The 518-nt window shown below is 42.1% G+C and carries 1 protein-coding gene; it reads left to right on the plus strand.

Translation table 11 applies throughout. The features are described 5' to 3' along the window. Positions 1-11 precede the first annotated feature (11 nt). Positions 12-518: TVP38/TMEM64 family protein (locus R7R24_RS30430; protein ID WP_318120678.1), on the plus strand; the 507-nt coding region annotated here is incomplete at its 3' end.

The raw sequence follows: 518 nt of genomic DNA on the forward strand, positions 1-518 counted from the left end.
ACGGAGCACACATGAATAAAAAACTTATCTTTGGACTGATACTTGTTGCCACCATTCTTTTGTTAGGCGCTAATTTTGGTCAATATCTAACGCTTGAAAACGCAAAAGCGCAGCAAGAAGCACTCAATTCATTCATCGAAGCCAACATCGTCTATGCCGCCACGGTGTATTTTTTAGCGTATGTTGCGATTACCGCATTTTCTATTCCCGGAGCAGCAGTGGTTACTTTGCTAGGCGCAGCTTTGTTTGGGTTTTGGTTTAGCTTACTTTTAGTTTCTTTTGCCAGTACGATCGGTGCGACCTTAGCTTTTTTGAGTAGCCGATATTTGCTTAGGGATTGGGTTCAATCGAGATTTGGGGAAAAGCTTGTTGCGATTAACCAAGGAGTAAAAAAGGATGGCGCGTTTTATCTGTTTTCTTTGCGCTTGATTCCAGTGTTCCCATTTTTCCTCATCAACCTACTGATGGGATTAACACCTATGAGCATTGCGCGCTTTTATTTAACCAGTCAAATAGGC

This window comes from Vibrio sp. 704, assembly GCF_033339295.1.